Origin of the sequence: Mycobacterium sp. IS-1590, from assembly GCF_001500025.1 — a bacterium.
Lineage (GTDB): Bacteria > Actinomycetota > Actinomycetes > Mycobacteriales > Mycobacteriaceae > Mycobacterium.
The window spans coordinates 56427-76490 of sequence record NZ_LQIW01000007.1; the positions used below are offsets into that span (position 1 = coordinate 56427).

General features: G+C 68.8%; 20 protein-coding genes. 8 read left to right on the forward strand and 12 right to left on the reverse strand.

The window, feature by feature from the left end; translation table 11 throughout:
• Nucleotides 1-65: 65 nt before the first annotated feature.
• Nucleotides 66-695, forward strand: coding sequence for a heme-binding beta-barrel domain-containing protein (locus AU197_RS07290; RefSeq protein WP_064401862.1), 630 nt, complete (start codon nucleotides 66-68; stop codon nucleotides 693-695).
• On the forward strand, nucleotides 695-1006 hold the full coding sequence (locus tag AU197_RS07295) for a hypothetical protein (RefSeq protein ID WP_064401863.1): 312 nt from the start codon (nucleotides 695-697) through the stop codon (nucleotides 1004-1006). The genes AU197_RS07290 and AU197_RS07295 overlap by 1 nt, the downstream gene beginning before the upstream one ends.
• Here the strand turns inward: AU197_RS07295 and AU197_RS07300 are convergent.
• Both AU197_RS07300 and AU197_RS07305 read right to left on the reverse strand, forming a co-directional pair.
• Nucleotides 1003-1848, reverse strand: coding sequence for an ABC transporter substrate-binding protein (locus AU197_RS07300; protein ID WP_082696549.1), 846 nt, complete (start codon nucleotides 1846-1848; stop codon nucleotides 1003-1005). The two genes, AU197_RS07295 and AU197_RS07300, sit on opposite strands and share 4 nt — an antisense overlap.
• 342 nt (nucleotides 1849-2190) lie before the next feature.
• Nucleotides 2191-3078 (reverse strand): aminodeoxychorismate lyase, encoded by an 888-nt coding sequence (locus AU197_RS07305; RefSeq protein WP_064401865.1) that lies wholly within the window; start codon nucleotides 3076-3078, stop codon nucleotides 2191-2193.
• Nucleotides 3079-3129: 51 nt separating this feature from the next.
• Here AU197_RS07305 and ygfZ point away from each other — a divergent pair, with 51 nt between their 5' ends.
• Together ygfZ and AU197_RS07315 are read left to right on the forward strand one after the other, a co-directional pair.
• Nucleotides 3130-4209: a CAF17-like 4Fe-4S cluster assembly/insertion protein YgfZ gene (gene ygfZ / locus AU197_RS07310; RefSeq protein WP_064401866.1), complete on the forward strand. Its 1080-nt coding sequence runs from the start codon at nucleotides 3130-3132 to the stop codon at nucleotides 4207-4209.
• Between the two features lie 124 nt (nucleotides 4210-4333).
• A complete protein-coding gene (locus AU197_RS07315) occupies nucleotides 4334-4513 on the forward strand; it encodes a DUF3073 domain-containing protein (RefSeq protein WP_064401867.1) in 180 nt (59 codons plus the stop codon).
• A gap of 3 nt (nucleotides 4514-4516) precedes the next feature.
• Here the strand turns inward: AU197_RS07315 and purM are convergent, their stop codons facing one another.
• Nucleotides 4517-5590, reverse strand: coding sequence for a phosphoribosylformylglycinamidine cyclo-ligase (purM, locus tag AU197_RS07320; protein ID WP_064401868.1), 1074 nt, complete (start codon nucleotides 5588-5590; stop codon nucleotides 4517-4519).
• Between the two features lie 107 nt (nucleotides 5591-5697).
• Between purM and AU197_RS07325 the strand changes: the two genes are divergently transcribed.
• Together AU197_RS07325 and AU197_RS07330 are read left to right on the forward strand one after the other, a co-directional pair.
• Nucleotides 5698-6135: a cupin domain-containing protein gene (locus AU197_RS07325; RefSeq protein WP_064401869.1), complete on the forward strand. Its 438-nt coding sequence runs from the start codon at nucleotides 5698-5700 to the stop codon at nucleotides 6133-6135.
• A gap of 25 nt (nucleotides 6136-6160) precedes the next feature.
• A complete protein-coding gene (locus tag AU197_RS07330) occupies nucleotides 6161-7117 on the forward strand; it encodes an NAD(P)H-binding protein (RefSeq protein WP_064401870.1) in 957 nt (318 codons plus the stop codon).
• Nucleotides 7118-7156: 39 nt separating this feature from the next.
• Here AU197_RS07330 and purF read toward each other — a convergent pair whose 3' ends face one another.
• Nucleotides 7157-8680: an amidophosphoribosyltransferase gene (gene purF, locus AU197_RS07335; protein WP_064401871.1), complete on the reverse strand. Its 1524-nt coding sequence runs from the start codon at nucleotides 8678-8680 to the stop codon at nucleotides 7157-7159.
• 214 nt (nucleotides 8681-8894) lie between these two features.
• Here purF and AU197_RS07340 point away from each other — a divergent pair, with 214 nt between their 5' ends.
• Nucleotides 8895-10172, forward strand: a complete 1278-nt coding sequence (locus AU197_RS07340) for a DoxX family protein (RefSeq protein WP_231744853.1) — start codon at nucleotides 8895-8897, stop codon at nucleotides 10170-10172.
• Here the strand turns inward: AU197_RS07340 and AU197_RS07345 are convergent.
• Nucleotides 10138-10569, reverse strand: coding sequence for a sterol carrier family protein (locus tag AU197_RS07345; protein ID WP_064401872.1), 432 nt, complete (start codon nucleotides 10567-10569; stop codon nucleotides 10138-10140). The two genes, AU197_RS07340 and AU197_RS07345, sit on opposite strands and share 35 nt — an antisense overlap.
• Before the next feature lie 16 nt (nucleotides 10570-10585).
• On the opposite strand from AU197_RS07345, the gene AU197_RS07350 reads away from it, so the two are divergent.
• The gene (locus AU197_RS07350) at nucleotides 10586-11794 is read left to right on the forward strand and encodes an MCE family protein (RefSeq protein ID WP_064401873.1); all 1209 of its coding nucleotides are present in this window, start codon (nucleotides 10586-10588) and stop codon (nucleotides 11792-11794) included.
• Nucleotides 11795-11798: 4 nt separating this feature from the next.
• Here AU197_RS07350 and AU197_RS07355 read toward each other — a convergent pair whose 3' ends face one another.
• From AU197_RS07355 to AU197_RS07385, 7 genes are all read right to left on the reverse strand, one after another.
• Nucleotides 11799-12590 (reverse strand): SDR family NAD(P)-dependent oxidoreductase, encoded by a 792-nt coding sequence (locus AU197_RS07355; protein WP_064401874.1) that lies wholly within the window; start codon nucleotides 12588-12590, stop codon nucleotides 11799-11801.
• Nucleotides 12587-13210, reverse strand: a complete 624-nt coding sequence (locus AU197_RS07360; protein ID WP_064401875.1) for an Rv0804 family intramembrane glutamic endopeptidase — start codon at nucleotides 13208-13210, stop codon at nucleotides 12587-12589. The genes AU197_RS07355 and AU197_RS07360 overlap by 4 nt, the downstream gene beginning before the upstream one ends.
• Nucleotides 13210-14934 carry an alpha/beta hydrolase gene (locus tag AU197_RS07365; RefSeq protein WP_064401876.1) on the reverse strand — a complete coding sequence of 575 codons (1725 nt, stop codon included), beginning with the start codon at nucleotides 14932-14934 and terminating at the stop codon, nucleotides 13210-13212. The genes AU197_RS07360 and AU197_RS07365 overlap by 1 nt, the downstream gene beginning before the upstream one ends.
• Nucleotides 14931-17216 carry a phosphoribosylformylglycinamidine synthase subunit PurL gene (purL, locus tag AU197_RS07370; protein ID WP_197415479.1) on the reverse strand — a complete coding sequence of 762 codons (2286 nt, stop codon included), beginning with the start codon at nucleotides 17214-17216 and terminating at the stop codon, nucleotides 14931-14933. The genes AU197_RS07365 and purL overlap by 4 nt, the downstream gene beginning before the upstream one ends.
• Nucleotides 17217-17294: 78 nt before the next feature.
• On the reverse strand, nucleotides 17295-18329 hold the full coding sequence (locus AU197_RS07375; RefSeq protein ID WP_064401927.1) for a serine hydrolase domain-containing protein: 1035 nt from the start codon (nucleotides 18327-18329) through the stop codon (nucleotides 17295-17297).
• 92 nt (nucleotides 18330-18421) lie between these two features.
• Complete coding sequence (locus AU197_RS07380) at nucleotides 18422-18778, reverse strand: VOC family protein (RefSeq protein ID WP_064401878.1); 357 nt, start codon at nucleotides 18776-18778, stop codon at nucleotides 18422-18424.
• 15 nt (nucleotides 18779-18793) lie between these two features.
• Complete coding sequence (locus AU197_RS07385; protein ID WP_064401879.1) at nucleotides 18794-20053, reverse strand: M18 family aminopeptidase; 1260 nt, start codon at nucleotides 20051-20053, stop codon at nucleotides 18794-18796.
• Nucleotides 20054-20064 lie beyond the last annotated feature (11 nt).

A 20064-nucleotide genomic window follows, 5' to 3' on the forward strand; every position in this document is an offset into this window, starting at 1 on the left:
GCCGCGACCCTGGTGATCACCTGGTTCGCGTTGTACGCGGTGTACCGGCTGATCACCGACGAGTCGTGACGTCCGGGGACGATGCTGTAGCCGCCGCGAAAGAACGCGCGAAAACGACCGCGGCGCGCAACATCCCGGTTTTCGGTGATCTTCCCGCGCCATCGGACACCGCCAATCTCCGCGAGGGCGCGAACCTCAACGACGCGCTTCTGGCGCTGTTGCCGCTCGTCGGTGTCTGGCGCGGCGAGGGTGAGGGCCGCGGCGCCGACGGCGATTACCGGTTCGGCCAGCAGATCGTGGTGTCCCACGACGGCAGCGACTACTTGATCTGGGAGGCGCGCTCGTGGCGACTCAGCGAGTCCGGCGACTTCGAGGCGCACACGCTGCGCGAGTCCGGGTTCTGGCGCTTCGTCAACGACCCGGCCGACCCGTCAGAGTCCCAGGCCATCGAACTGTTGCTGGCCCATTCCGCGGGCTATGTCGAGCTGTTCTACGGCCGCCCCCTTTCCCAGTCGTCGTGGGAGTTGGTCACCGATGCGTTGGCGCGCAGCAAGTCCGGGATGCTGGTCGGTGGCGCCAAACGGCTGTACGGCATCGTCGAGGGCGGCGATCTGGCCTACGTCGAGGAGCGGGTCGACGCCGACGGTGGCCTGGTCCCCCACCTGTCGGCCAGGCTGTCGAGGTTCGCCGGCTGATGCGCGCGATCATGGTCCTCGCGGGTCTCGCCGCGACCGCGGTGCTCGCAGGGTGCGGGTCCGAACCACCGGCCGAGCAGGGGCCCCCCACCTCGCAGTCCCTGTCGCAGACCACCACCTCGCAGGCCCCGGCCCAAACCACCGCGTCCGAGACCCCCGCCGGTCACGGTTCGCTGGCCCAGTGCCTGGACGAGCACGGCGTACCCGCAGCGCCCGGACCGGCCGCAGGCCCGCCTCCCGGCGTCGATGCCGAGACCTGGAACGAGGCCATGCGGGCGTGCGCCACGTTCGCGCCGGGACCCGCCGGCTAAGCCAGTTGCGGGCTCTTACCCACCTCGGCCAGCCACTCACCGCGCAATTGCGCCAGCGTGCCGTCGTCGCGTAACGAATCGACGACCAAGGAGACGCAGGCGGTCAGCCCGCTGTGTTTGGCGAGCACTAGGCCGAACTGTTCCGGGGCCTGGTCGCCGGCGGGTAGCTGACCGACCATCATTCCGTCGCGCAATTCGCCGACGACCGCGAACGCGGTCGGCAGATCGGCGATCAGCGCGTCGATTTCGCCGTTGGACAGCGCGAGCTTCGCATCGGAGTTGGTCTCGTACACCTCGACCGCGTTCCGGCCGCCGACCGCCAATGCGGCGGTGTGGCTGGTGCTGGCGACCTGAGCTCCCAGCCGCAGCGTCTTGAGGTCGTCGACGTTTCTCACGCCGGCCGCAGGCGAGCCCTTGACGGTGATGACGGCCTGGTTCACGTCGAAGTACGGCGTCGAGAAGTCCACAGCGGCCCTGCGCTGTTCGGTGATGGAGAACTGGGTCAGGTTGGCGTCAAAGGATTTGGCACCGGCGGCGATGGCCTCACCGAACGGCACCCGCACCCACCGCACGTCGGTGGCGCTGTAACCGAGCCGGTTCGCGATGGCGTATGCGAGCGCCGACTCGAAGCCCTCCCCGTTGGCCGGATTGTCACCCATGTACCACGGCGGGTACACCGGCCGATCGGTACCGAAGGTGAAGATTCCCTTGTACAGGGTCGCCAACTTGTCTTTGTGACAGTCGTGCGGGCTCGCCGCGCTGTAGGGCTCAGCAGCGGGCGCACAGGCCGTCACGGTTGCAAGGGCCGCCAGCAGCACGCCGAGCTTCTTGACGATGCGCATGGGCCGCATCATCGCCCGCGCACGCCAGGATCGCGAGTCCGGACGTGCAACGGTTCGCTACCGATTCGACTGTCGGATGTGGACCACCGGATATGAAGCGGCCCCCGAGCCGTGTGTTCCTGGCGGACAAAACCGAGGGGCTCGGGGGCCGGGTGACTGCGGGGAATTCGCCAGCGCGCGCAGGCGCGAAGAGCCTCAGCTCATTCCCCTGGCGCTGCTAGCTCGCAGCCACCTCACAAGTCCATAAGTCACTCAAAATCTCGGACCACCTCCTCTCCTGTGTACGGGCGACGCTACCCGCGCACGCACGAGGCGACAACCGGATTACGGGCGATTCAGCGTTCAGCGATCGCGCACGATCGCGGCGTCGACGAGTTCGGTGAACTCGGCCGCCAACGGGCTTGGCGGCAGCGGCGTCCCGTCGAGGGTGTGCACCCGCGCCGCCAACGTGATGCTCGACACCAGCCAAACACCCTGTGCGGTATACAGATCCGCAGCTCGCAGCGAGCGGTAGTCGCAGGCGTAGCCCTTGTCGCGGGCGACCTCGAACAGCGCCTGCTGAGTGGTGCCGCGCAGGATCGGGAACCACGGCGGTGGAGTGAAGAACGCGATATCGCCGGCGCCGGGCTCGGACTCCGTTGCGATGACGACGGTCGAGCGCGGCCCCTCCAGGATGAAACCGTCGGTGCCGACGAAGATCACGTCGCCCGCGCCGTTGCGCTCGGCATGTCGCAGCGCGGCCATGTTCACCGCGTAGGACAGGGTTTTGGCGCCGGCGAGCAGCCACGGCATATCGCCGGTGCCCTCGGAGGAGAGTCCGCGCGCCAAGGTCAGCGCGGCAAGCCCGTTTCGCCGCACCTCGGTCACCCGCGCGGGTAACGCCCCGACCGTGGCGAACGCCGTCGGGGCTGAGCCGCCTTCGCGCCCCCTGCTGTACACCAACCGCAGCACGCCCTCCTCGCCCGTCTGCGAGGTCCACTGGGCCACGGCAGCGGACACCGCGGAGCGCCAGCGCGACAGGTCGGGGTCGGGAAGGTCGATCAGGCGCGCCGATTGCGTGAGCCGCGACAGGTGGGCGTCGAGCAGGCACGGCCGGCCATCGCGGATCAGCAATGTCTCGAAGACGCCGTCGCCGCGGACCGCCGCGAGGTCATCGGCGTGCAGCAGCGGCGCCGCGGGGTCGTGCAACCGCCCGTCGAGGGTCACCACGACCCCGGGTTCGCCAGCCATGGGGCCACAGCGTAGCCGCGCAGCGCTCAACGCCGAACGTAGAGTTGACCTGTGACAACTTCTGGACCCGCCGTTCCTGCGCCCGACGCCGGACCCGACGCCGGCGCCGTGTGGCACTACGGCGATCCACTCGGCGAACAACGGGCCGCCGCCGACGGCGCCGTCGTCGTGGATCGTTCGCATCGTGCGGTGCTCACCCTCACAGGCGCCGACCGCAAGACGTGGCTGCACAACCTCACCACCCAGCACGTCAGCGACCTGCCCGACGGCGCAGTCACCGAGAATCTCAGCCTCGACGGACAGGGTCGTGTCGAAGATCACTGGGTGCAAACCGAACTCGGCGACATCACCTATCTCGACACCGAACCGTCGCGGGGCGAGCCGCTGTTGGCCTATCTGCGCAAGATGGTGTTCTGGTCCGACGTCGCGGTGGAAGCCGCGGATCTGGCGGTGCTGTCCCTGCTCGGGCCGCGGCTGGGTGACCGGGAGGTGCTCGATGCGCTCGGCCTCGATTCGCTACCGGCCGAACGGACCGCCGTCGCGCTGCCCGACGGTGGCTTCCTGCGCCGGCCCGCCGCCGCTGGACTCGAACTCGACCTGGTGATCCCGCGTGCCCAGGTGCAAGCGTGGTGGCGGCGGCTCACCGATGCCGGGGTCCGGCCCGCCGGCGTGTGGGCGTACGAAGCGCATCGTGTCGCGGCCCTGCGGCCACGCCTGGGGGTGGACACCGATGAGCGCACGATCCCGCACGAGGTCGGCTGGATCGGGTCCGCCGTGCACTTGGACAAAGGCTGCTACCGCGGCCAGGAGACGGTCGCGCGGGTGCACAACCTGGGCAAACCGCCCCGAATGCTGGTCCTGCTGCACCTCGACGGTTCGAGCGACCGACCGGCCACCGGCGCCCCGGTGCTGGCCGGCGGTCGGGCCGTCGGCCGGCTCGGCACCGTGGTCGACCACGTCGACGAGGGGCCGGTGGCGCTGGCGTTGCTCAAGCGCGGCCTGCCCGCGGACACCGATTTGACCGTCGGCGACGTGCCCGCGGTCATCGACCCGGAGTCGATGCCGCCGCCCGACGTCGCAGGTGCCGGGCGTCGCGCGGTCGAGCAGCTCCGCGGCGGGCCGCGGCCGTGACGAGGGCCTGCCAGCGCCGCGAGGCCAAGCACGGTAAAGTGTTGGCAGGACGATATAAAAAACAGATCAGATCGGAGCCGCCTACCAATTAGGCCGCTCCGTTATTGCGCGAGGGGGTCCCCCCATGGGCCGCGGCCGGGCGAAGGCAAAGCAGACCAAGGTTGCTCGTGAGCTCAAATACAGCTCACCGCAGACCGACTTAAAGCGGCTTCAGCAAGAGCTGTCGGGCGCTTCCGAGAACGACCTGAACGGCACCGATCCGGTGGCCGACGAGTGGGTCGAAGAGGATGACTGGCGTCGCTGACGCCTAGAACCGCGGGTGCTGGCCCACCAGTGCGGCTCGTGGGGCGTCCTTACCGCCTTTTTTGACAGTTCCCAGCGTCCAGCAGTTCAGGTGACGCGCGGTCAGGATCGCCAGCGCGCGGTCGGTGTCTTCGGGCGCGACGATCGCGACCATGCCGACACCCATGTTGAAGGTCCGCTCCATCTCGACCCGCTCGACCCGTCCGCGCTGCCCGATCATCGCGAACACGGGTGCGGGAGTCCAGGTGCCGCGGTCGATTTCGGCGACCAGGCCGTGTGGGATGACGCGCTCGAGGTTGCCGGCCAACCCGCCGCCGGTGACATGGCAGAACGTCCGGACCTGGGTCTCGGCCGCCAGCGCCAGGCAGTCCTTGGCGTAGATCCGGGTCGGCTCCAAGAGCTCCTCGCCCAGCGTGCGACCGAACTCCTCGACATGGCCGGCCAGGTTCATCCGGTCGATCTCGAGCAACACCTTGCGCGCCAGCGAGTATCCGTTCGAGTGCAAGCCGGTCGAGGCCATCGCGATCAGCACGTCGCCGGGCTTGACCCGATCCGGGCCCAGCACGTCATCGGCCTCGACCACGCCCACCCCGGTCGCCGAGATGTCGTAGTGGTCGGGCGCCATCAGACCCGGATGTTCGGCCGTCTCACCGCCGAGCAGCGCGCAACCGGCCTGCAGACAGCCGTTGGCGATGCCTGCCACCAGTTCGCTGATCCGCTCGGGGACCGTGCGGCCCACCGCGATGTAGTCCTGAAGGAACAGCGGTTCGGCCCCACAGACCACCAGATCGTCAACGACCATCGCGACCAGGTCGATTCCGACCGTGTCGTGCTTGTCCATGGCCTGGGCCACCGCCAGCTTGGTACCGACTCCGTCGGTGGAGGAGGCGAGCACCGGCTCGCGGTAGCCGCCGCGCAGCGCGAACAGTCCCGCAAAGCCGCCGATACCGCCGCGCACCTCGGGTCTGGTCGCCTTCTCGGCGAGCGGTTTGAGGAGTTCGACGGCGCGGTCACCGGCTTCGATGTCGACCCCGGCCGACGCGTAGGAGATGCCGGCAGGTTCGGCGCGTTCGGTCATCGCGGTAAAGGCTACCGGTGTTCGTCGCGCCGCGGTAACCGCCTTCGGCCGGTGTCTCCCGGCCGAGATGTCGCGCGATCCCCGGCCGTGTGTCAATCTGACCGCTCATGACAACAGTTCGCTGGTACGCCGTGTCCGCGTCGGTGACGTTCGCGCTTGCGTTGTTCGGCCCGGCCGCCGCGTCGGCGACCCCGTCGGCCGGCGTGGAGGCCAAGACGCTCTCGGAGGCGACGGTCGACGGAATCGACTACATCACCCGCGAGATCACCGTCGCACCCGGCGGCAGCACCGGCTGGCACTATCACGACGGGCGGGTGTACGGCGTGGTCCGCGACGGCACACTCACCCACGACGCCGCGGTGAACTGCTCACCCGACGGCGTCTACCCGCCGGGCGCGCCCATCACCGAGGCCAGCGGACCGGGCAACGTGCACATCGGCCGCAACCTGGGCCCGACGCCGTTGGTGATGTGGGTGCTCTACATCAAGCCGACGGGCACACCGCTGTCGGTTGACATGCCCGATCCCGGTTGCGGGTTTGCCTGACGTTCAAAGCGGCGATCCCGGCGGGGTGACTGAAGACATCCGTTGCGTGGTGACCGGGGCGACCGGCTACATCGGTGGCCGGCTGGTGCCCGCGTTGCTCGACCGCGGCCACACGGTGCGTGCGCTGGCCCGCAACCCCGACAAACTCGACGCCGTGCCCTGGCGCGACCGCGTCGAGGTCGCGCGGGGCGACCTCGGTGACGCCGACTCGCTGCGAGAAGCGTTCGCGGACACCGACGTCGTCTACTACCTGGTGCATTCGATGGGCAGCTCGTCGAATTTCGTCGACGAGGAGGCGCGCTCGGCCCGCAACGTCGTCGCCGCGGCCTCCGATGCGGGCGTCAAGCGACTGGTGTACCTGGGCGGGCTGCACCCCTCGGGCGCCGACCTCTCCCCGCACCTGCAGTCCAGGGCGGACGTCGGTGAGATCCTGCTCGAGTCGGGCATCGAGACCGTGGTTCTGCAGGCCGGCATCGTGATCGGCGCGGGCTCGGCATCGTTCGAGATGATCCGTCACCTGACCAACCGCCTGCCGGTGATGACCACGCCGAAGTGGGTGCACAACAAGATCCAGCCCATCGCGATCGACGATGCGCTGCACTATCTGGCCGAGGCCGCCACAGCGACGGTGCCCACGTCGCGCACGTGGGACATCGGCGGGCCGGACGTGTTCGAGTACGGCGAGGCGATGCAGGTGTACGCCGAGGCGTCGGGACGGCGTCGCCGCGTGATGGTCGTATTGCCTTGGCTCACACCGACAATCGCGAGCTGGTGGATCGGCTTGGTGACCCCTCTTCCCGGCGGGCTGGCGCGGCCGCTGGTGGAGTCGCTGGAATGCGACGCGGTGATGGCCGACCACGACATCGACGACGTCATCGCCCCGCCCGAAGGCGGTCTCACCGGCTACCGGGAGGCGGTGGCCAAGGCCCTGGAGCGGGGTCCGTTACCGACCGATCCGCACTGGGCGAAGGTCGGGCGGTAGTTGAGGGCGACGGTTACGGGCCAGGGTCACGGACGACAGTCACGGACGACGTAGCGCCGAGACGTTGTCGTTGCCGGCCTGCAGCGGGATACCGCTCTTAGCGGCGGTCGAGAGCATGTGTTCGATCACGTTCTTGCCCAACGCCGATTCGCCCGGCAACTCGATCGGGTACTTGCCGTCGAAGCACGCGCTGCACAACCGCGATGCGGGTTGTTCGGTGGCCGCGATCATGCCCTGCTTGGAGATGTAGCCGAGTGTGTCGGCACCGATGGCGTGGCGCACCGCCTCGAGCATCTCGTTCTCGTCGTCGACGGCGTTGGCGATCAGCTCCGCCGGGGTGGCGAAGTCGATGCCGTAGAAGCACGGCCACTTCACGGGCGGGGATGCGATGCGCACGTGCACCTCGACAGCGCCGGCTTCCCGCAGCATCCGGACAAGGGCGCGTTGGGTGTTGCCGCGCACGATCGAATCGTCGACGACGATCAGGCGCTTTCCGCGGATCACTTCCTTGAGCGGATTCAGCTTCAGCCGGATGCCGAGCTGGCGGATGGTCTGGGACGGCTGGATGAACGTGCGCCCGACGTAGGCGTTCTTCATCAGGCCCTGGCCGTAAGGGATTCCGGACTCCTGCGCGTAGCCCACCGCGGCGGGGGTGCCCGACTCCGGCACGCCGATCACGAGGTCGGCCTCCACCGGCATCTCCCTGGCCAGCCGCCGGCCGATGTCGACGCGTGTCGCGTGCACCGATCGGCCCGCCAGGGTGCTGTCCGGCCGCGCGAGATAGACGTATTCGAAGACGCAGCCCTTGGGCTCCGGGCTGGCGAAGCGGGTGGAGCGCACCCCGTCCGCGTCGATCGCCAGCAGCTCGCCGGGCTCGATGTCGCGGACGAAGGACGCGCCGACGATGTCGAGCGCGGCGGTCTCCGACGCCACGACCCAGCCGCGGTCCAACCGCCCCAACGCCAACGGCCGCACCCCGTACGGGTCGCGCGCCGCATACAGGGTGTTCTCGTCCATCCACGTCAGACAGAACGCGCCCCGCACGGTGGGCAGCAGTTCCAGCGCGGCCTGCTCGAGCGTCGAATCGGCCGCGCCGTGGGCCAGCAGCGCGCCGAGGATGTCGGAGTCGGTGGTCGCCGCGGGAGTGCCCCGGGTGTCGAGCAGGCCGGCCTCGCGGGCCCGGGCCGCCAACTCGGCCGCGTTCACGAGATTGCCGTTGTGTCCCAGGGCGACGCCGGTGCCGGCAGAGGTGTTGCGGAACACCGGCTGGGCGTTCTCCCACGTGGTCGACCCCGTGGTGGAGTACCGACAGTGCCCGATCGCGACGTGCCCCTCCATCGCGGCCAGCGTCTGCTCGTCGAACACCTGGCTCACCAGGCCCAGATCCTTGAAGACCAGCACCTGCGAGCCGTCGGCCACGGCGATGCCCGCCGCTTCCTGACCGCGGTGCTGCAGGGCGTACAAGCCGTAGTAGGTGAGCTTGGCGACTTCTTCACCCGGCGCCCAGACGCCGAATACGCCACACTCTTCGCGGGGTTCTGGATCGGTCTGTTCGCCGGTCACGATAGGGCTGCTCCGGGGGGAGGACGGCTGATGGCCCCGAGTCTACGGGTATATGGGAGCGGAAACGAAGCGCTGAAGCGTGTCGTGGGACACGTTCAAATCGTCGACGCTTCCTGCACGGCGACAGCGGCGCCCAGGCCCTAACATTCGCGTTAATAAATTCAAGCCCGACGGGGGTGGCCGTGGCCGCGAGAAGGTCCGGCACACCGACGAGGTGAAGCGGCCCCGATGGCGCCTGGGCACCCGCATCGCGTTCCGCTTCTGCCTCGTCTACCTCGGCCTCTGTGCGCTGTATTTCGCCCAGTACACCCTGGCTTTCGTGGGCTTCGTCGGCCGGTGGCTGCCCGATCATGCGGAGATCTGGCAGACGACCGCGCTCGCCCCGGTCGCGCGGTGGGTCGGGGCCCACGTGTTCGGGGTCGACGCGCAGTTGCGTCTGGAGTCGGGCAGCGGCGACCAGGCGGCCATCTGGGTGCTGATGTTCTGCGGGCTGACGGTCGCCGCGGTGGCCACCGCGGTGTGGTCGGTCCTCGATCGGCGCCGCCTCTCCTATCCGCGCCTGAGTGCCTGGTTCTTCGTGTTTCTGCGGATGTTCCTCGGGGCCCAGATGTTGTTCTACGGATTCGCCAAGGTGATCCCGAACCAGATGCCCGCGCCGCCGCTGTCCGCGCTGCTGCAGGCCTACGGCGACCTCAGCCCGGCGTCGGTGTTGTGGCTGCAGGTCGGTAGCTCATATCCGTACGAGATGCTGCTGGGTTCAGCAGAGGCCCTGGCGGGAGTGCTGCTGTTGGTGCCGTGCACCGCAACGCTGGGCGCGTTGCTGAGCCTGCTGGCCATGGGGCAGGTGTTCATCCTCAATATGACCTTCGACATTCCGGTCAAGCTCCTGTCGTTTCATCTGGTCGTCATGGCCCTGGTGCTCCTGACCCCGCACCTGCGCCGCCTGGCGAACGTGTTCGTGCTGCACCGCACACCCGAGCCCGTCACATACCCGCCCCTGTTCGACACCCCGCGAGCCAACCGGGTGGCGTCGGCCGCGCAGGTCTGCCTCTGCATCCTGCTGCTGACCGGTTGTGTGGCGCTGAATTGGCACGGCTGGCAGTCGTATGGCGGCGGACGCGCCAAGCACGTCGCGTACGGCATCTGGTCGGTCACCGAGTTCCGCCTGGACGGCAAGCCGCGTCCGCCCATGCTCACCGACGAGCAGCGCTGGCAGCGAGTCGTCTTCGACGAACCCCAGCTGATGACGTATCAACGCATGGATGGCGAGTTGGTCTCGGCGCCTGCGCTTTTCGACGACAGGACGGGTGTTCTCGAGCTGCCGGGCACAGCCACGCTCACGGTCGAGCGGCCGGCCCCGGACCGGTTGCGTCTACACGGGCACCTCGGCGGCCGGGCGGTCGCCATGTCGTTGCATCGAATGGACCACAACAACTTCCCGCTGCGCGCCCGTGGCTTCAATTGGGTTCAGGACTATCCGTACTTTCGGTGAGAGTCTCGGGCTCGAGACGCACTAGCGGCAGCCATTCGGCGATCTCGCCGGCGCGTGAGCCCGACATGACCAGCGTTCCGTCCGCGACGGCGTCGGCCACGGTGGTCAGGGCGGTGGCCAACAGCAGCCAGGTTCGCGGATCGGTCTCGACCACGTTGGGCGGGTTGCCGCGCCGGTGCGCCGGGCCCTCGATGCACTGCACCGCGACGAACGGCGGCACCCGAACCTCGACACTGAAACCCGGCGCCGACGCCGCGAGCGTGCGCGCCGTCAACCGGACCGCCTCGCCGAGTTCGGTGCGCGACGGTGCCGCGCGCGAGTCATCGCGCAGCCAGTCGGCCAGCGCCGCCACCGCGGCGCGGGTCTTCGCCGGATCGGCTGTATGACGGGCGGCCATAACCTACTGTCTCAAAGTGTTTGTCGACCGTCACAAGCCGCCGTACAAGGTGGCCGGTGCGGTGCTGTTGGTCGTCGCCACCGTTGCGGCGAGCCTTCTCTACCTCCAGTTTCGCGGCGACCTGAGCCGCAGAGCGCATCTGACCGTGGTGTCGCCGCGGGCGGGCCTGGTGGTCGAACGGGGCGCAAAGGTGACCTACAACGGCGTCGAGATCGGTCGAGTCGACCGAATCTCCCATGTCGACAACGCCGTCGGGATGCCGGCGGAGTTGTCGTTGGAGGTCAATCCGCGTTACCTGGAACGGATTCCGGCGAACGTGACGGCCCAGATTCGGGCCACCACCGTGTTCGGCAACAAGTACATCTCCCTGGAGTCTCCCAACGACGCTTCGGCACAACCCATCTCCGCCGGGGCTGTGATCGAGGCGTCCGGGGTGACCACCGAGTTCAACACGGTGTTCGAGACGATCATCGCCATCGCCGAGAAGGTCGACCCGATCAAGCTGAACCAGACGTTGGCAGCGACGGCCGAGGCGCTCAGCGGCCTGGGCGGCCACGGTTTCGGCGAGTCGCTGGTCAACGGCGACCGGATCCTCGACGACCTCAACGCGCGGATGCCGGCCATCCGCACCGACACTCGCCTGCTGGCCGATCTCGGCGAGGTCTACGCCGAGGCGTCGGTGGATCTGTGGGACGGACTGCGGGACGCCGCGACGGCCGCGCGCACGTTCAACGAGCACCGCACCGACGTCGATACCGCGCTGGTGGCCGCCCTCGGCTTCGCAGACGTCGCGGCCGACACGATCGAACGCGGCGGGCCCTATCTGGTGCGGGGCGCGGCAGATCTGGTGCCGACGACGGAACTGTTCGACTACCACAGTCCCGCGATCGTGTGCTCCATCCGCAAGTACGCCGAAGTGCAGCCTCGGGTGGCGAAGACGTTGGGCGGCAACGGCTATTCGTTGACCGGTGGTGGCGGAATCCTGGCCGGGGCAGGCAACCCGTACATCTACCCGGACAACCTGCCGCGAGTCAACGCCACAGGCGGGCCGGAAGGCCGTCCGGGCTGCTGGCAGGACATCAGCCGCGACCTGTATCCGGCGCCGTACCTGGTGATGGACACCGGCGCCAGCATCGCGCCCTACAACCACATCGAACTCGGCCAGCCGATGTTCATCGAGTACGTGTGGGGCCGGCAGATCGGCGAGCTGACCATCAACCCGTGAAACCTCAGTCGGGGAATCCGAACAGTTTCACCACGCCGTGGTCGCGCCCTGCGGTGTAACCGCCGTCGACCGCGATCGCCTGACCGGTGACGAACGACGCGTCGGGTGAGACCAGAAATGTTGCGACCGAGGCGATCTCGTCGGGTCGCCCCCGTCTCTGCAGCGCATGTTCTTCGGTGATGGACCGCAGCGGTCCCTCCATACCCTCCAGACCCATCACGTTCTCCAGCATCGGGGTGTCGATGAAACCGGGGCAGATGGCGTTGGCGCGGATACCGCTGGGCCCGTAGTCGACTGCGATGTTCTTGGTCAGGATCACGACTCCTCCCTTGGCGGCGTTGTAGCTGCTGCCGCCTGCCGTGCCCTCCAGCCCTTCGACGCTGGCCAGGGTGACGATCGAACCGCGCTCACCGTTTGAGCGTGGCTGCTCGATCATCTTCGCCAGGGCGGCCTTGGCGACCAGGAATGTCCCGGTGAGGTTCACCGCGATGACGCGGTCCCACTCGGCGCGATCGAGCAGGTGTACCGGCCCGCCACCGGCCACCCCCGCGGCGTGCACGACACCGTCGAGGCGACCACGGACCGCAGCGAAGACCGACGCGACCGCGCGCTCGTCGGTGACGTCGGCGCCGACGAACTCGAAGCCCTCGCCGAGGTTCTCGCGGGGCTCGACCACATCCGCGCCGATCACGGTGCCGCCCTCGGCAAGCAGACGCCTCGCGGTGGCCAGGCCGATGCCCGACGCGGCACCGGTGACGACGAACGTGCGCGACCGGGCGCGCCCCGATGTGATCATGACCGGGACTCTATGCGCCGCTGCACGGTCAGCGCCGCCAATGCCGCGGCTTCGTTGGCGGCCAGGTGGGCCAGCATCGGCGCGACGACGCTGCCCGACCGCGCGTGCAACCACCCGAACAACCAGCCCGCGACGCCGGTGAACAGGACGGTACCCAGGATCGGGTTGCCGGTGATGCGGGCGTCCATGATGTGCCAGAGACCGAAAGCCACCGACTGCAGCAGGCGCCCGCCTGCGGGCCGGAATGCGGACTCGGCGGCGTCGCCCAACGTCGCGCGGTAGGCGACCTCCTCGGGCCACACGGTGCCGATCGGAATGTCGAGCGCCATCCACCGCACCGGATGGTCGGGCAGTTCCCGGGCGGCCATTCCGCGGCGCACCGGCGGGATCGCGGTGGCGACCGCGACCCCCAGCGCGATCGGCACGGCGGCGGCCAGGCCGTGACGCAGGCCCGACCACAGGGCCGGTGGACGCAACCCCAGCGGTGGGCGCGTGAGCACGTAGACGCCTGCGCCCAGCGCCGCATTCCACATGGGATGGAACCGCACCCTGGGCGCGACGAAACTCCACCCCACCAGCGCGACCGCGACCGCGACCGCTCGAAACTGCGCCGTACGCATCAGTATTCGGGTCCGTCTTCGGACTCGGTCTTGGTCAGAGCCGTGCGGATCCGTTCGGTGTCCTCGGGAGTCCACCCCGGCGGCGGCGCGACCGCGGCCCACCCGTCGAGAACCAGGTCGCCGTAGTTGTGGCCGTGGCCGTCGGGCACCGAACTCGCATTCGTCATATCGGCGGCGACCTGGCCGAAGGTGACGATCGGATACCACCGCATCGACGCGGTGCGGTCGCGCCCGGGCGGTTCGCGCAGCCAGTCCGGCCGGGTGAACAGAAGGTCGGGCGACCACCACACGATCGGATCGGACGGGTGCTGCAGGAACAGCACGCGAGTGCCCTCCCATGGCTTCGCGGTCACCTTCGCGATCTCGCGCGGATCGGTGGCCTGGGAGAAGCGCACGGTGCGGCCGTTGTCGTAGCGCGGTTCGACTTGGGGGGTTCGGGGATCACGCCGCTCGGTGATCGCCCTCCACAGCGGGCTGGCGTTCGGCGGGCCCACCCACAACACCGACGAGAAGCCCATCCGCGAGATGTCGGGGAGCCAGTCGAACGCACCCTGACCCGCCATCGAACCGAGGCTTTCCCCGTAGAGCACGAGCTTGGGCCGGCGATCCTCCGGAAGTTGTTCCCAGCGTTGATGAATGGCGTCGATCATCATGCGCCCGGATTCCATCGACTTCTGCTGGTCGCCGAGGAAGGAGATCCAGCTCGGCAGGAAAGAGTACTGCGACCCCACCAGAGCGGTGTCGCCGTTGTACATCATCTCCAGCGATCGGGCAGCCACGGGATTGATCCACCCGGTGCCGGTGGTCGGGACGATGACCAACAGCTCGCGCTCGAACGCGCCGGTGCGCTCGAGTTCGCTGAGCAGTACCGCCATCCGCTGCTCGTCGGTGTCGGCCGTCTGCAGGCCGACATACACGCGGATGGGCTCCTTGGCGGGCGTGCCGTTCAGTTCCGTGAGTTCCTCGGCGTCCGGCCCGGTCGCAACGAAGTTACGGCCCTGGTAGCCAAGGGTGTCCCAGGACGCGAACGACTCTGGGCTGCCCGACTTTTCGGGTTCCAGCGGCTGGATGACGCCTGCCCGGGTCGTGGTGTTCTGAGGCTGGAACACGCGGTTGGCGCCGGCGAGGAAACCGCGCACCAGGACACCGTTGATCAGCATGATGGCAATCACGACGACGATGGCCGTGCCGATGAACAGCGCCACCTCGTCGTGCAGATGCCACCGGCGGATGAAGAATCGGGCCATCGTCTTGATGATGTCGAGCAGCACGCGGGCGGTGGCCACGCACAGCGCACCGACCAGCGACGCGAGTACCAGCGTGCGCAGGTATTCGAACGTGGCGGGGCCTTCGATGCCCATCACCGCCGACACCTGCCGCTGCCATGCGGCGGCGGGGATCACCATGAGCACGCTGGCGCCGAGCGCCAGCACCACCGTGACACTTTTGGCCGCCCACAGCACCCGCTTCCCGGGTGGCCACCAGTTGACACGCCGTAACACGAAGCGGCGCAGCATCTTTGCGACAAAGACGCCGATACCGTAACCGATGGCGGCATTGATGCCGCCGATCAGGCCCGCGAACAACCAGTCGCGCGGCAGCAGCGACGGGGTCAGCGACAGACAGAAGAACAGCGCGCTGAAAGCGATTCCGACGAAGTCGAGGCGGAGCAGGCGCCACGCCCAGACGTATATGGGGTGTTGTCGTGGGGTGGTATCACTCACCCGAACAACCTGGGCAGCACGCTTTCCGACGTGCTGCGCAGGTCCTCCAGAGTGACGGTGAACAGGCCCTGGACTTCGATCTCCGCGCTGGCCTGGTCCACCACGCCGATGCGGGTGGCGGGCAGCCCGCGAGCCTCGCACATCGCACGGAAGCGGCTTTCCTCGGTGCGCGGCACCGCGACGAGGACCCGTCCCGCCGATTCGGAGAACAGGAACGTGAAAGGTCCTGTGCCGCCCTGCCATTCCTCGGGGAGCACGATGCGGCAACCGGTCTCGCCACGAAGCGCGGATTCGACCACGGCCTGGATCAGCCCGCCCTCGGACAGGTCGTGCGCAGCGGAGACCAGGCCGTCGCGGGATGCCGCCGTCAGCACGTCAGCCAGCAGTTTCTCGCGCTCGAGGTCCACGCTCGGCGGCAGCCCGCCCAGGTGATCCGCGGTGACCTGCGCCCAGATCGATCCGTCGAACTCGTCCCGGGTCTCCCCCAGCAGCATCAGCGTCTCGCCGGGTTCGTCGCCGAACCCGGTGGGGATGCGTCGTTTGACGTCGTCGATCACCCCGAGCACACCGACCACCGGGGTGGGCAGGATCGCGGTGGTGCCGGTCTGGTTGTAGAAGCTCACGTTGCCGCCGGTGACCGGAATCCCCAGTGCCGCAGCGCCGTCGGCCAGCCCTCGCACGGCCTGGCTGAACTGCCACATGACGCCGGGATCCTCCGGGGAGCCGAAGTTCAGGCAGTTGGTCACGGCGATCGGCGTCGCGCCGGTGACCGCGACGTTGCGGTACGCCTCGGCCAGCGCCAACTGCGCCCCGGCGTAGGGGTCCAGCGAGGTGTAGCGACCCGAGGCGTCGGTCGAGATCGCGATGCCGCGGCCCGTGGTCTCGTCAACACGCAACAGGCCGCCGTCGGCGTCTTCGGCCAGCACGGTGTTGCCGCGCACGTAGCGGTCGTACTGCTCGGTGATGAACGCCCGGCTGCACAGGTGCGGGCTGCCAAGCAGCGCAAGCAGAGTCGCCTTCAGTTCGTCGCCCGTCGACGGCCGCGGCAGGTCGGCGGTGGTGTCGGCGTTGAGCGCGTCCTGTGTCTCGGGCCGCTGCACCGGCCGCTGGTAGACCGGGCCCTCGTGCGCGACGGTGCGCGGCGGCACATCGACGACGGTCTCACCGTGCCAGGTGATCTGCAGGCGATCGCCGTCGGTGACCTCGCCGATGACCGTGGCCAGCACCTCCCACTTACGGCAGACGGCCATGAACTCATCGACGTTCTCGGGTGTGACGACGGCGCACATCCGTTCCTGCGACTCGCTCGACAGGATCTCGGCGGGCGTCATGTTCGCCGCCCGCAACGGCACCGCATCGAGCTCGATGCGCATGCCACCGTCGCCGGCCGATGCGAGTTCGGATGTGGCGCAGGACAACCCGGCACCACCGAGGTCCTGGATGCCGACCACCAGGCCGCCTGCGTACAACTCGAGGCAGCACTCGATGAGCACCTTCTCCATGAACGGGTCGCCGACCTGGACGCTGGGCAGCTTCTTGCGGCCCGCCGAACCACTCTCGTCGCCGCCGAACGTCTCACTCGCCAGCACGCTGACGCCGCCGATGCCGTCGAGCCCGGTGCGGGCGCCGAACAGGATGATCTTGTTGCCGGTGCCGGACGCGAACGCCAGTTGCAGATCCTCCTTGCGCAGCACCCCCACACATAGCGCGTTGACCAACGGGTTGCCGCCGTACGACGCGTCGAACACGGTCTCGCCACCGATGTTGGGCAGTCCCAACGAGTTGCCGTAGCCGCCGATACCGCGCACCACCCCGTCGACGACGCGGCGGGTGTCGGGCGCGTCGGCTGCACCGAACCGCAACTGGTCCATCACCGCGACCGGGCGCGCGCCCATGGCCATGATGTCGCGGACGATGCCGCCGACACCGGTGGCAGCGCCCTGGTACGGCTCGATGTAGGACGGGTGGTTGTGCGACTCGACCTTGAAGGTGGCGGCCCAGCCGTCACCGATGTCGACGACGCCGGCGTTCTCGCCGATGCCTGCCAGCATCGTTTCGCGCATCTCGTCGGTGGTGGTCTCACCGAAGTAGCGCAGGTGGACCTTCGAGGACTTGTACGAACAGTGCTCGCTCCACATGACCGAATACATCGCGAGTTCCGCGTCGGTGGGCCTGCGGCCCAGAATCTCGCGGATCCGCTGATACTCGTCGTCCTTGAGGCCGAGTTCGCGGAACGGCTGGGGGTGGTCGGGGGTGGCGGCGGCTCTGTCGACGGTGTCCACAGTGTTCAAGGCGTGGGTTAGCTCCGACGTCACGAGGCCATTCTAGGTTGTCCGCCGTTTCGGGCACCCGACACACGCCTAGCCCCAGATCCGCACCAGCGCGTCGGCGAGGGCACTCGGGTCCTGCGTGTCGACGTTGCAGCTCACCGCCACCGACGTATGCCGGTCTCGATCGATCCGGAAGTCGGTGACGAATCCCACCCAGGCGCCGTCATGGCCCAGCGAGCCGTCGGCGTACTCGTAGATGCCGGCACCGTACCGGTCACCTTCGCCCGTCTCGACCGCCCCGGCGAGTTGGGCGTCGAGCAGTGCGCGGCCGCCGACCTTGCCGGTGTGGTAGTTGTCCGCCCAGCGCACCAGCTGGCTCGGCGCGGTCTGGATCGAACCGTCGCCGACCTGCTGCCACGCCGTCCACGCCGGCGCGTATCGGCCGTCGGCCTCCGTGTAGGGCACCGCGGCGCCGGGGACCGGACCGGCGGGGTCCAGGACCATGGCCAGCTCGAGTGGCCGGAAGATCCGCTCGGCCAGAAACGCCGAGAGCGGTTGTCGCGCAGACCGTTCGACGATCTCGGCCAGCAGCACGTCGTTCGAGTTCGAGTACTCGAACGCCGTGCCCGGCTCGAAATCGAGTTCGGTCACGGAACCCAATACCCTCAGGACGTCGGCGTTGGTGGTGCGGTCAGTCAGTGTGAAGCCGGCGTCTTCGAGCAGCCCCATGTAGTCGGGAATCCCGCTGGTCTGGTGCATCAGCTGCCCGATGGTGACGGCGCCGGCCCACGGCGGAAGCCCGGCAACGTGACTGGCCACGGTGTCGTCGAGCGTGAGCTGGTGCCGGTCGGCCAGCAGCAAGACGGCGGTGGCCGTGAATTGTTTGGACACCGAGGCGATGTCGAACGCGGTGTCGGTGGTGATCTGGGCGCCGGTGGCGATGTCCGCGAGGCCGCGCGCTCCGGCCCAGGCCACAGCGCCGTCGACCCCCACCGCCGCCGAGCACCCCGGAACACCGGCTACGACCATGTCGTCGAGCAAGCTCTCGCTGCGGGCGGGGCGATCGTCGGATTCGATCGCTGTCTGGGCCGGGGGTGCGGGCGCGTGGGCTGCGCAGGCGCTCATCAGCAGCGCGGCCGCGAGAGCCGCCGTCACCGCACGGACCGGTCGCGTCACAGGATCGACGTTAAGGGGCCGCGCTTGGTTTCACACGCTTCTCAGGGGTGGTCGGCCGAGCCGACGCAGAACTCGTTGCCGTCCGGATCGGCCAACACCACCCAACCGAAGTCGCCCATGCTGTGCCGCCCTTTCTCGGTGGCGCCGAGTTCGACCAGCCGCGTGACCTCGGCCTCCATGTCGTCGGCGCCGAGGTCGAGGTGCAGACGATTCTTGCCCGGGGTGGGATCGTCGACCTTTTGGAAGCCGAGACCGGCGGCGCTGCCGGGCTGCGAGACCGTCACGAAAAAGCCTGGCGCCATTGGGTTTACCTGGCCGCCGAGCGCACGGGCCCACCACTGGGCGAGCCGGTCGGGATCGGTGCTGTCGAAGGTGACGTTCAACACGGCGAGGGTCATGCACCGCACCCTAGATCACCGCGGCGACAGGAACGCCGTCAACGCCGCGGCATAGGCGGCGACGTCTCCGGCGCCCATCACCTCCCGAGCGGAATGCATGGCCAGCTGCGCCGCGCCGACATCGACGGTCGGGATCCCGGTGCGCGCCGCGGTCATCGGCCCGACCGTCGACCCGCACGGCAGGTCGGCCCGGTGTTCGTAGCGCTGCAGAGGCACCCCGGCCTGCGCGCACGCCAGTGCGAACGCGGCGGCCGTGCGCCCGTCGGTGGCGTACCGCAGATTCGGCTGCACCTTGAGCACCGGTCCCGCGTTGACCTCGATCAAGTGTCCCGGTTCGTGGCGCTCCGGGTAGTTCGGGTGGGTGGCGTGCGCCATGTCGCCCGAGGCCACCATCGAGCCCGGCAGCCGCCGCAGGAAGTCCTCACGCCCACCACCCGCGCTGAGCGTGATGCGCTCGAGCACGGTCAACAGCAGATCGGACTGGGCACCGTGGTCGGACTGCGATCCGACCTCCTCGTGGTCGAACAGCACGAGCACCGGCGCATATCCGCTCGGTTCGGCCGCCAGAAACGCCTCCAGCCCGGCATAGCAGGTCGCCTGGTTGTCCAGCCGCGGGGCGCTCACCAGATCACGGTCGGCACCGACCAGGCGCGACGGTGTCAGGTCATGGGTCATCAGGTCGGCGCCCAGCACGTCGTCGGCCGCCACCTCGGCCTGCTCGGCCACGTAGTCCAGGAACGACCGGGGCCCGCTCCCGGCGCCCCACACCGCGTTGACGTGGCGCTGCGGGTTCAGTTCCACGGCCTTGCGGTCCTCGGCGAGGTGGATGGCCAGCTGCGGCACCCGCAGGATCGGCTCGTCGATCCGGACCAGACGGTGCACCAGCCCAGCGTCGCTGCGTACCGACAACCGGCCGCTGATCCCGAGATCGCGGTCGAGCCACGAGTTCAGCCACGCGCCGCCGTAAGGCGCCAGCGCGACCACCCGCCAGCCCGAGACGAACCGGTCAGGGTGCTGTTTGACGCGGAGGTTGGGGCTGTCGGTGTGGGCGCCGACGATCCGGAACGAGGAGGTACGGCTTCCCCCGTCGGTCCGCCAGGCGATCAGCGAACCGGCCCTGCGGACGAAGAAGTCGCCGTGGGTGGGCCAGGCGTCGGCTTCGGACAATTCGCGAAAGCCGGACTCACGCAGGCGCGCCGCAGCCGTCTCGCAGACGTGGTACGGCGACGGCGACGCGTCGATGAACTCGCACAGTCCCTGGGGGCTAGCTGCCATTCCTTCATCTT

What these genes read in the sequence shown, in the direction of transcription:
- AU197_RS07295 (WP_064401863.1), top strand. Translation starts at nt 695, where the DNA reads ATGCGCGCGATCATGGTCCTCGCGGGTCTCGCCGCGACCGCGGTGCTC.
- AU197_RS07300 (WP_082696549.1), bottom strand. Translation starts at nt 1,848, where the DNA reads ATGCGCATCGTCAAGAAGCTCGGCGTGCTGCTGGCGGCCCTTGCAACC.
- AU197_RS07305 (WP_064401865.1), bottom strand. Translation starts at nt 3,078, where the DNA reads ATGGCTGGCGAACCCGGGGTCGTGGTGACCCTCGACGGGCGGTTGCAC.
- AU197_RS07315 (WP_064401867.1), top strand. Translation starts at nt 4,334, where the DNA reads ATGGGCCGCGGCCGGGCGAAGGCAAAGCAGACCAAGGTTGCTCGTGAG.
- purM (WP_064401868.1), bottom strand. Translation starts at nt 5,590, where the DNA reads ATGACCGAACGCGCCGAACCTGCCGGCATCTCCTACGCGTCGGCCGGG.
- AU197_RS07325 (WP_064401869.1), top strand. Translation starts at nt 5,698, where the DNA reads ATGACAACAGTTCGCTGGTACGCCGTGTCCGCGTCGGTGACGTTCGCG.
- AU197_RS07345 (WP_064401872.1), bottom strand. Translation starts at nt 10,569, where the DNA reads ATGGCCGCCCGTCATACAGCCGATCCGGCGAAGACCCGCGCCGCGGTG.
- AU197_RS07355 (WP_064401874.1), bottom strand. Translation starts at nt 12,590, where the DNA reads ATGATCACATCGGGGCGCGCCCGGTCGCGCACGTTCGTCGTCACCGGT.
- AU197_RS07360 (WP_064401875.1), bottom strand. Translation starts at nt 13,210, where the DNA reads ATGCGTACGGCGCAGTTTCGAGCGGTCGCGGTCGCGGTCGCGCTGGTG.
- AU197_RS07375 (WP_064401927.1), bottom strand. Translation starts at nt 18,329, where the DNA reads ATGAGCGCCTGCGCAGCCCACGCGCCCGCACCCCCGGCCCAGACAGCG.
- AU197_RS07380 (WP_064401878.1), bottom strand. Translation starts at nt 18,778, where the DNA reads ATGACCCTCGCCGTGTTGAACGTCACCTTCGACAGCACCGATCCCGAC.
- AU197_RS07385 (WP_064401879.1), bottom strand. Translation starts at nt 20,053, where the DNA reads ATGGCAGCTAGCCCCCAGGGACTGTGCGAGTTCATCGACGCGTCGCCG.